The sequence below is a fragment of the Coprobacter sp. genome (assembly GCF_982436375.1).
Window position 1 is genome coordinate 1 of the sequence record NZ_CEWDCG010000092.1, and the last position, 11,006, is coordinate 11,006.

The window sequence follows — 11,006 nt, forward strand, 5'->3', positions numbered from 1 at the left end:
GGCTCCAATGACTCCAGCTTTATCTTTTAATTTAGAAATTGTGATAACGGAGTCTTTGTTGGCAAGGTTAAGAGAAAATTTATTAATAGCACTTATAATTGGCAGACTGATATAATCTCCGGTTTGTGATAATTCTCCTCCGATTATCACTAATCCGGGATTAAAAATATTGATAAGTCCGGCAATATATTTTCCTAATTTGTTTCCAGCTTCTTCAATAATATCAATGGCTAATATGTCTTCTTTGTTCACTGCATCTATAATGTCACTTAATGTTAGATTATTACCTCCTTTTATTGATGCTGAAAGAATTGAGTTTTCACCATTGAGAACACGTTGCATAAAGATACGATGAATGGCCGATCCTGAAGTTTCGGTTTCCAGACATCCTTTTTTACCGCAGTGACATAATTCTTCGTTATCGAATACACTGATATGTCCGAATTCTCCGGAGAAGCCAGATTCGCCATAATATAGCTGTCCGTTTATCATTATGCTTATACCCAGTCCCCAACTGATATTGACAAAAATAATGTTTTTTGCATTATTGGTATTATTACTCATGTATTCGCCATAAAGCATAGCACGAGTATTGTTGTCTATGAAAACTTGATATCCTAATTTTTCATAAAATAAATCGGTTAAAGGGCGCTCGCCGAAATAGAATGTACTGTAGCTATATCCTGATTCGGCGTTTATACGTCCTGATATATTGATATTTATGTCCAATATTTTATTTCGGATAGATTTGTGCTTGTTTATGAAAGTTTGTATTATTTCGCAGAGGGCATTGAATGATTCTATTGTATTCTCGTTTTTAAATGAAATATTCGTTTGTAAATCAACAATATCTCCTTTAAAATTTACAATGCCAATATTAATTCCGAATTTTTTAATATCAACTCCTACAAAATAACCTGATTCGGGATTTAATCCGTATAAATTGGGGCGTCTGCCTCCACTACAGGTTTTAAGTTTACCATAGTCTATAATAAACCCCTCTTCAATCATCTCAGATATGATTTTTGCAACAGTAGGTCCGCTTAAATTGAACTCTTTTGAAAGATCTGCAATTGTTGCTCCTTTATTGTAGATGTAAAAATTTATAATACTCTTTTTTATAAGAATCTTTTTTGTGTCCACTCCGTATATCGAACTGTTGTCCATACCTATTTTTTAACCATTTTAATATAAATAGCAAATATACTCAATAACTCATTGATTTCTGTTTTCTGAATTTATAACTTAGTAAATTTCATATAAATTATATTTTCAAACATTCGGAACGGTTCTGTTTTACTGAATGTCGGTCTGTTTATTCTTTTTAAATTTGACAATTGTATAAACTGGTCTGTGGTCGGAAGCTCTCGATATGTCACCCTGTGTTAAGGTGTATGCAGAAGGAACGTCTGTCTCTACTACAGTACAAGTTATTCCGTTTTTTAGTTGCATGATATAGTCGATACGTTGAGAAGGAGATGAGGCTGGGAATGTGTTTTTGTCGGAAGAGATAATCTTCCATTTCTCTTTTAATAGGGAAATAGTTTCAGAGTCAGTCTTTGAATTGAAGTCTCCTAATAAGAAAACGGGTTTATTACTGTTTTGATACAGTTTGTACATGTTTTTGTTAATTTCTTCAGCCTCGGCCAATTGGTTTAGTTTATGGTCCAGATGCACTGATGCTACGATGTAGTCTTGAAATTCCGCGATGGCGATGATACGGTTTTCTGCTCCGGTGGGCAGAATTATTTTGAAACTGTTTTCTATTTTCTCTCGGGAAGATATGCCGATACCATATCCTCCTTTTTGATAATCTATTGCTTTACCGAAATAGTAATTGTCCCATCCCATATATTGGGTAAATCTGGCTAATTGAAAATGGCCGTTTGTACGAGTGGTGCAGCTATCCAGTTCTTGCAGACATATAATATCGGCCTTTAGTTCGCGCATAAGCGATGCTATTGTAAAATAATTTAATGGGTCATTATTATCATAGCTGAAATATTTGACATTATAACTCACGAGTTTTAATGATATATAGTCATTGTTTTCTTTATTATTGGTATTTTCTGGTAGTTCGTTTTGAGTGCAGGATATTATGCTGGAATAGGAGCACAATAGGATTGCAAAGGTTATATAGAAATCAAGATTTTTCATGAGATTGGGAATTCTGTAAAGTCGGAATATGAACAAGATTTAAAAATCATACCCCGACTTTATTGTATATTTTAGAATTTAAATTTTACTAATAATGGGAAATGGTCTGATATTTCGTTATTCTTATCATCATAAATAAAATCGGAAGCTATGACATATTTTGCCATTTGGGGATTTAGCCACAAATAGTCCACTCTCCTTAAATGTTTGGGAAATGCCCGGGTAAAAGCATCATGAAACATCAGGAATGAGTCGGAGTATCCGGCATCTTTGACAGTGTGGATAACGGAATAATCCAGTTTTCCGTTATTTAAGGCTTTGTATCTCGGATCTTTTTGTTCTCGGCGTTTGACTCGCTCTAGATATCCATCTTTGTGAGTTAAAGAATCTGTTTCACATAGAGAATTGAAATCTCCTGTGATAACGATTTTTTCGTTCTCCGGAATTAGGGCTGCATGTGAAAGAATGCGCTGTATCTCCTTTTCTCTTAAGAAAAAGCTCCATGATGATAAATGTACGACGAATAGATTGATATCGTTTATTTTTGCGTACATATATCCGTGTTCCATGTGATCGTCTACTTTTATAAGGTCACGTATGGGATACTTGGACGTTATGGCGACAGGATATCCGTTTTCTTTAGAAATTGCCGAATAGTAATGTCCATAACGAGCAGCAAGTTCTTTTAAAGATTTATCGGTAAATTTATTCATTTCCTGGAAAGCGACAATATCCGGATCTATTGTTTTTACCCATGTTACATATTTATCCATAACTTTCGGATTACTTTCGAATCCGTGTAGCACATTATAACATAGGATCTTGAAATTGTCTTGTTTCTGTTGAGCTTTTGCAGAAATGATGAAGAATAAAATAAATATAAATATACTTGTTCTTTTCATAATAATTTTATTTTAATATTTCACGTATGATTTTTTCGTAAGCTGTGGCTATTTGCATCATTCCGAGATCGCTCGGGTGAGTTCCATCGACTTTTCCGTCCTGTAATTGATCAATATCATCGAAGCTTAAATGATATATATCCTTTATTCCTTGTCTTTTTAACTTAGCGAATGCTTTATCCATAACTTTATTTACTCGGTTATAGTATCGGTGGTATCGGGGTTGTGATATTGCGTTTTTAAACCCGCTACTATATCCGTCGTGATCTGTTAATATTATAGGAGTTTGCGGATGTTTGTCTCGAATATCCTTTACGGCATTTATGATCAATGTTTCTAATTTTTTATCATCATATACTGTTTCAGAGGTTAAATTTGGTAAACAGTCTAATATGAAAATGGCTGCGTCCAGTTCGCAAATGAGTTGTATGACTTCCGGTTCTAAACGTCCGTTTCCTGAAAATCCTAGATTAATGAGTGGTTTGTTTAGTTTTCGCTGAAGTATTGACGTCCATGTCATTCCCGGTCGGCTGGCACATCCACCTTGTGTAATAGAAGTGCCATATACAATGATCGGGAGTTCGTCACGTGAGCTAAGTGGCATGAATGTCCGGTTCTCATATACTCCGATTTCTAATGAGAGTATGCTGTTATAGGGAGGCAAAAAGAGCTTATATTCCAGCCCTTCTTCATAATAACTGGGAGTCGGTTTTAATCCGGTGTATTTATAGATAATGGTATCCCCGAATGTCGTTGCAGGACGGCACCAATAGAATTTGTCCCCATTGACCGCATATAAATCGAGGCCGCTTGCTCCGACTGCTGGCATGGTTGGTAAAGTTAGTCTACCTCCGACTTTATATCGTATCTGTATTGTTGGGGAGTTTGTTTTGAATCGAATTGTCAGTCCGGATGAAAATTTAGAACGAGCCCAGACTTCCGGTCTGACAATGGATTTTGCTCGAGTAGGTAGCCTGTCATAAAAACCTTCGTGTTCTCCTTGCCAGGCTTGTCCTTCGATAGCATTTATCGTTGAGTTTTGGGGATTCCACCATTTCATTTCTTGAGCGTTTGCTATGATGCTCAAGAAAAAATATAAACAAAATATGTTTAATCTGTGATTCATAATAAAAGTAATATTAAAATTGCTAGAAGTATCCTGGATTTTGTTTTAATCCTAAATTGACCTGACTTTGTGGAATTGGTAATAAAAACTGATATTTGTTTTTGGTATAGACCAGTTTATCGAGAGCTTTACCTAGACGAACCAGATCATAAAAATAATGGTTTTCTCCATAGAATTCGAATTTGCGTTCGTCGAGTATGGCATCTATATATTTACTGGGATCATTCAGAATTTTTTTGTCTAATGGAGGGAGATTTCTTTCAGATCGTAAATAATTCAGTTTCTCAAGTCCTGATTCGTCAGGAGCGCATTCTGCAAAAATTAGGTACATTTCTGTAAATCTGGATATGGTGAACGGACATGTACTTACAGAATTATAGTTGAATTTATTTACTGTTGTATAACCGTCGTTACTTTGTCCGATGCAGAGTGTATAACGTGCATCTGTAGGGTCCATTGAATCTATAAAAGATTGAGATGGCTTGAATTGGTATGATCCTGATGGAGTCATGGCGTAGGTGTTAAATATGTTTCTGTAGTAGTACGCTCCGGTATTGTTTGAGATACACATGATAAGTTCTTTAGGCCCTACACCTACAGCTGATGCTGCCATATTAGCAGCTGGAATTAGTTGGAAGCGGGAGTCTTCGAGAAAACGGCGAGCTATCGATTTGGCTTTGTTATATTCTTTATTGTATAAATATACTCTAGCCAACAGGGCTGATGCTGCTTCGGAAGATGCATAGTAGTAGTACCGAGCTGCAGTAGGAAATTCGGGTGGAGCTTGATCCCATGAACGACATTGAGTTATTGCAATATCTAAATCATCTTTAATAAGTTGCCATACATCGGATGCTGGGGATCTCGGTATGACCTCTTCTGTAATCTGGGTAGATATTGGTACATCTCCGAACTGTGTTACTAATTTTAAATAACAATAAGCTCTTAGATAATGGAGAGATCCGATCATCTGTCTGTTGCTTATGTTTGATAGGTCGGATTTAGTGGACAAATAATTGAGCGCATAATTTGCTTGATGTATTACACTATAAAAATGATAATAATAATTCTCGACGAAACTATTGTCTGACGAAAAATTATTATGGGCAATATTGGCATTGACTAAACTTCCGTTATTTGAATTGTTTTCAATTATTTCTCCCAGACAATCATTCAATATAAGTCCGGCAGGTGTACAGTCCGCTAGAGTATGATAGACTCCTCGAACAAGACTTTGGATATGTTCTGACGATAATTCGTTTTCCTGAAGGGTATCGACAGGTGTTTCTTCTAAAAGAAAGTTACATGACGAGAAAAAGATAAGTATCTGTAAGGTTGTTATAAGTTTGAAATTTTTCATATTTCTATAGATTAAAAGTTTAAGGAAAGGCCTATTAAATACATTCTGGGATTAGGTGTGCCGAAAAAGTCCTGCCCCATTTCTTTAGGAGAAAGTGTATAGCTTACTTCTGGGTCCATACCTGAGTATTTTGTCCATGTTGCTACGTTTTGCATGGTTGCGTATATACGTAGATGTTTTAGCTTAATATGTTTTACCCAATCTACCGGAAAGGTATATCCTAGTGTTATATCTTTTAATTTGAGAAAAGAACCGTCTTCAAGATAACGGTCTGAGGCCATATTGTTGTATTCTGAATTAAATAATGCTCTGGGATATTTATTACTCGTTCCCGGTCCTGTCCATCTGTTTTCAGCACTTTCTTTCAACATATTTGCATCCATTTGTCCCAATCTGTCAGAATATCCACTTCGAAAAATATTTAATATATCATTCCCATATTGATAGGAAAGAGAAATATTTAGATCGAATCCATAAAATTTAAAGGTATTTGTAAATCCACCATACCAGTCGGGCATAGCTTTTCCCGTAATCATCCGTTTAGGATTACCGTTTTCATCCAATGCATATTTCATATCTCCTGCTCGAACTCCGTTTTTGTATAAGTTTTCAGGCACTTCTTTGTCAGACTGATAGATGCCTTCTTGCTTGTATAGGTAAAATGATCCAACAGGTTTGTTGATTTCAAGAATATGGTAATTGCCGACATATACGGGAGTATTCCCTTCCATTAATTTTTTTACTTTATTATTGATAGTCGTGAAAGTTAGATTTGAAGTCCATTCGAAATTACGTTGCTTGATATTTACCGATTTCAGAGATAATTCGAGCCCGGAGTTTCTCATTTTTCCGATATTTACCAGTTTCGTTTTATAACCATATGTGGCTGGCATCGGTTTTTCAAAGAGGAGTCCGTGTGTGTTTTTTATATAGTAATCAATCGAAATATTCAACCTGTCGTTAAATAAGACGGCATCAGTTCCCACATTTATTTGTTCTGCTTTTTCCCAACTCAGATCGCGATTGCCCGGACTCTCAAGGATAATGCCGGCTTGTCCATAATATGGAGCTTCAGCACCCATGTACCGTTGAGCTGTATAATATCCTACGCCTGATTGTTCTCCGGTCATACCCCAACTGACTCTTATTTTCCAGTCGTTGATAAAGTCGAAGCTTTTCATGAAATCTTCTTTATTGATGCGCCAGGCAATAGATGCAGAAGGGAAGACTCCCCACATGCCATTTGAGGGAAACTTGGAAGATCCATCAGCGCGTACTGTTGCTGCAAGCAAATATTTATCGTCCCAACTCAAGTCTAATCTTCCGAAATGAGAGATCAGGGTACTTCCATAAGCATATCCGTTAGCACCGAATGAAGCGGCAGAACGAATATATGTGAATTGTTTAGTGGGAAAGTCCCACCCGCTGGAGATATTCCATGAACGGTTGTAATGTTCGTAAGATTGTCCTACCATTGCAGTTAATCCCAGCTTTTCTTTTATCATAGTTTTATATGTTAACGTATGTTGTAATACGTAGCGAATTGCAGTTGCACGTGATTCTCGGGTATAACCATCGTAAGACTCCATATTCGGAAAATCTGTTGTCCGATTATAAAAGTCGTTATTCGTATTGTATAGCAAACTTAGCTGTGGTTTATATATTAGGCCTTTTGCTAATTTCCAGTTCAGATAAGTAGATGCATTTGCCGAGTAAATCTTGTAATCGGAAGCAGATTCGTTTATCATGGCCTGGACATTGTGATATCGGAGGTCGATACCTCCTATCGCATACGAGCCATCTTTCTTGTAAGGTCGGTCATACGGCCGTTGTGGAAATGATCGTAATATATATCCATACTTTCCGTTTTCACTCGGTACTCTGTTATTAATTGTGTGTCCGAGGCCTATTGTAACTCCAAAATTGACTTTGGAAGATATGATATGGTCTATATTTGAACGGAAGTTGATTCTTCTAAGTCGGTTTGTTTTTATGACACCTTCTTGGTCATAATAGGAAATATTTGAGTAAAACTTCGTATTTCTATTTCCTCCTCTCATGGATAGAGAGTAACGTTGAGTAATAGGTGTATCTTCCCTGAACGGGAGTTTTACCCAGTCATAATCTCCGGGATAATTAACTCCTCTCGGGTCTTTTAATAAAGGTTGATATCCAGCATCTCCCGGATTATAATTGTTATCCTTGTTATAATTATTATAAGCTTCGTTCATGACGGTCAGGTATAAATCTGTATCTGCCATTTCCGGGAGGTTATGTACTTGGCTAAATCCACAGGACATGTTCAGCGAGAAACTGGTGCGTCCACTCTGTCCTTTTTTTGTAGTAATGAGAATTACTCCGTTTGTCGCTCTTGAACCATATATAGAGGCCGCTGCGGCGTCTTTAAGGACATCTATAGATTCTATATCTGAAGGGTCTATCAGCGATAAAGGAGACTGATAAGAAGACCCGAATAATCCGGTTAATTCTGAACCGTCTTCAGTATCCATAGGTATGCCATCGATAACATATAAGGGGTCATTCCCTCCGTTAATAGATCCTACTCCTCTAATGCGTATTGTCCCTGCAGTTCCAGGATTTCCCGATACAGACTGTACTTGTACTCCGCTAAGTTTGCCTTGTAATAATTGATCGAATGTAGCATACGAAACAGATAAGTCATCTTTTATTTTTAAAGAGGATATAGCTCCAGTGACATCTTTGCGCTGTTGTGTTGAATATCCGACAACAACGACCTCTTTCATTGATTGCTCTTTGCTTTCGAGAATGGCATTTATTTCTTTTTTATTTTTTACGTAATATTCTTTTGTTTCCATACCGATATAGGAAAAAACCAAAGTATCTCGAGGTGCAGCTTTGATCCGATATTTACCGTTTATATCTGTAATGGTTTGAGATGTTTTACTTTTTACAGTAACTGACACACCGATAAGTGTTTCACCTTTTGTATCCGTTACAGTTCCGGTAATTATTTTCTCAAGGCTTTGTGCCGGTAGTTTCCCGGCGGTAAATAGCCCGATGAGAATTATAAGTGTTATTTGATATATTTTCATGATAAATTATAAATTTTTGTGGGATGAATCTTCACTGATGCTTCATAAGTTGGATTACTGCAACTTTTTTGCGAGATTCTTTTTCGGAGATTTGTAACAGATATATTCCGGTGTTGAGATGAGCTACATCGATTTTATTTTGTCCGGCTGAACAATTATTTGAGAATATTAATTTCCCATTGTTCGTGAAAATGTTAACGATATAATTTTTATCATTGTCGAGACCGGTTAAATTAATTTCTTTATCGAAAGGATTCGGGAAACAGCTGATCGTCGCTTTTTGAGAAACGATGATTCCGGTAGGAGTCTTGTTTATGTTAATTTGGTTTGTTGCAATTTCTTTTGTTGCACAAGGTAAAGAAGTTTTCATGCGTACATATATTGTATGATTTCCTTCTTCCAGTTGGTAACCAGCCAATCTCAATGTGTTGTTTGACGAGAAAACATCCAATGGGTATTCAAAATCGGGGTCATCTAATGCAAATTGAAATAGAGGATCTTCTCCACCTGTTACAGATTGAGCTTCGATGATGATGGCATCCCATTCATCCGATTCAGAAATATTGGATGTCAACGATACAGATGGTTCTATTTCGTCTTCAACAGTGAATATGATATTTTCACTCATGTTATTCAATGTGTATGTTATTGTATGTTCGCCCAGTCCGGCTAAGGATGCGTTAAACGTTGACCCTGTAACTCCGTCTCCTGACCAGTTGCCTCCTGCGGGTGTGGCTGATAATGAGATAGTTGATTCTAAGCATACTTTTTGAGATTTGAGGTTGATTTGCGGTTTGTCGATATAATCGACAACAATCGTGAATATATCTCCGGACGAGAATTCAATACCTTCTGCTGTTATGGTCATGGCATCTTCGTCATATTGTACTGGTATGAATGTTGTATTGTTTTCTGTTTTTTTTATCAATCCGATTTTGGGTGTTTCTGCTAGTAATGTCGCTATTGTTGGAGATACTTTGAATTGTAGACTAATTGTATTGATTCCGAATAGATTGATTTTCCAATTTCGTTTTAAGACTGTACAGGCGATTTCTTTTTCGTCTTCATTAAAGGCTTGTATTTGTTCTGTAGTATTAAGAGCGTCAGATGTTGCTCCGACAAAAGCAAATTGCCCATCTTCTTGAAATTTGGCAGGAGATGAAAAAGAACTTCCGTTTGATATTGTCAATATACCTTCATCTTCAGTTAACCCGTAACCGATCCGTCCGGTCGATTTTATTTGAGAAAGTCCGGAAGCATCATCGCGTACAATGCCTGTAATATAATTATTATAAGAAGAATAGTCAGAAGTTTCTCCTGCCCACCAAATTTGCCCTGCACTACTTGAATAAGTGAATTTATAGTTTGGTGTAGTAGGTACTTTTGTTGGATTGGAAGAAGAGGATTTAATTAGAGTAATACCATATTTCGCAGCAAGATAAGACTCTATTTTGTATCTTTCTTCATCTGTAATAAGTCTGTCGAAAGCTATAATTTCAGCAATATCTCCTTCGAGCCATTTACCTATTTTAGTCGTTCCTGCAACACTAACTCCGGCATAGAAAATACCCTCTTTCGATGGGGTGGAAACGAATCTTGTCAGGACGCTGAACAGACCTCCGTCGAAAGTTACCATATCTCCTTTGGGGTTACCAAAAGCTGCAAAACAAGAGTGGAAACCGGAAACTTTACTTGAGACTATTGCAGAACGTGTTCCCCAATAATTGTTGATTCCATCAGAAACCAACCATGTCGGAGTGGGATTAGATCCCATTTTATAAGTTTGAAAAAAAACAAGATCTTCTTTGTTTCCATAATCTGTTATTCCTTTTTCTTGAATAGATAGAAGAGTTGATTCCTCTTTATTTTCTGTAGTTAGATTTGCTGAATAAACTGCGAAAACTGATTGGTATTTTTTATTTTCTAATCCTTTTAATGCAATTTTCCCATTGAAGTAAACTGTTGGATTGAAATTGACGGTGCTGTTTTTCAGTGTTAATGTTTCGGAACCTCCTTCATCTTTTTGGAAAAGTTCGATTTCTTGCTTTTGGTCAGATAGATCTTCCCAGTACGGACTTGTCAATTTATTATCAGCATCTATGGTCACACCCTTATCTGCTCTAAGCCATAAAACCGATCCTGATACTCCTCCCGGTTTTATTTGTGCATTTGCAGCAAAAACCGTTTCAATACATAATAACGATAATAAAAACGCCTTTTTCATAATTGATTGTATTAATGGTTGATTTAGATATAATGGTTTTGAAATCTCTGGTTAATTATGTCAGGAGTTTGAATATTATTTTAAATTCTTGTTGCAAATAAAATGATAAAATTGTAAATTGCAAAATATTTACGAAATATTTTTTGTATATGCATGAGTATAT

7 protein-coding genes are annotated in these 11,006 nt (G+C 36.4%); all 7 read right to left on the reverse strand.

Going from position 1 to position 11,006, the window contains the following annotated elements; translation table 11 throughout:
- Nucleotides 1–1,167: ROK family transcriptional regulator (locus tag AC1WHX_RS06775; protein WP_481229047.1), on the reverse strand; the 1,167-nt coding region annotated here is incomplete at its 3' end.
- Nucleotides 1,168–1,296: 129 nt separating this feature from the next.
- The gene (locus AC1WHX_RS06780; RefSeq protein ID WP_022390480.1) at nucleotides 1,297–2,157 is read right to left on the reverse strand and encodes an endonuclease/exonuclease/phosphatase family protein; all 861 of its coding nucleotides are present in this window, start codon (nucleotides 2,155–2,157) and stop codon (nucleotides 1,297–1,299) included.
- A gap of 71 nt (nucleotides 2,158–2,228) precedes the next feature.
- Nucleotides 2,229–3,059 carry an endonuclease/exonuclease/phosphatase family protein gene (locus AC1WHX_RS06785; protein WP_022390481.1) on the reverse strand — a complete coding sequence of 277 codons (831 nt, stop codon included), beginning with the start codon at nucleotides 3,057–3,059 and terminating at the stop codon, nucleotides 2,229–2,231.
- Nucleotides 3,060–3,066: 7 nt separating this feature from the next.
- Nucleotides 3,067–4,185, reverse strand: coding sequence for an SGNH/GDSL hydrolase family protein (locus AC1WHX_RS06790; protein ID WP_022390482.1), 1,119 nt, complete (start codon nucleotides 4,183–4,185; stop codon nucleotides 3,067–3,069).
- Nucleotides 4,186–4,207: 22 nt separating this feature from the next.
- Nucleotides 4,208–5,545: a RagB/SusD family nutrient uptake outer membrane protein gene (locus tag AC1WHX_RS06795; protein ID WP_022390483.1), complete on the reverse strand. Its 1,338-nt coding sequence runs from the start codon at nucleotides 5,543–5,545 to the stop codon at nucleotides 4,208–4,210.
- Between the two features lie 11 nt (nucleotides 5,546–5,556).
- Complete coding sequence (locus AC1WHX_RS06800) at nucleotides 5,557–8,619, reverse strand: SusC/RagA family TonB-linked outer membrane protein (protein WP_302544692.1); 3,063 nt, start codon at nucleotides 8,617–8,619, stop codon at nucleotides 5,557–5,559.
- A 31-nt stretch (nucleotides 8,620–8,650) separates the two neighbouring features.
- Entirely contained in the window at nucleotides 8,651–10,843 is a 2,193-nt protein-coding gene (locus tag AC1WHX_RS06805) for a DUF8202 domain-containing protein (protein ID WP_302544691.1), read from the reverse strand.
- Between the last annotated feature and the right edge of the window lie 163 nt (nucleotides 10,844–11,006).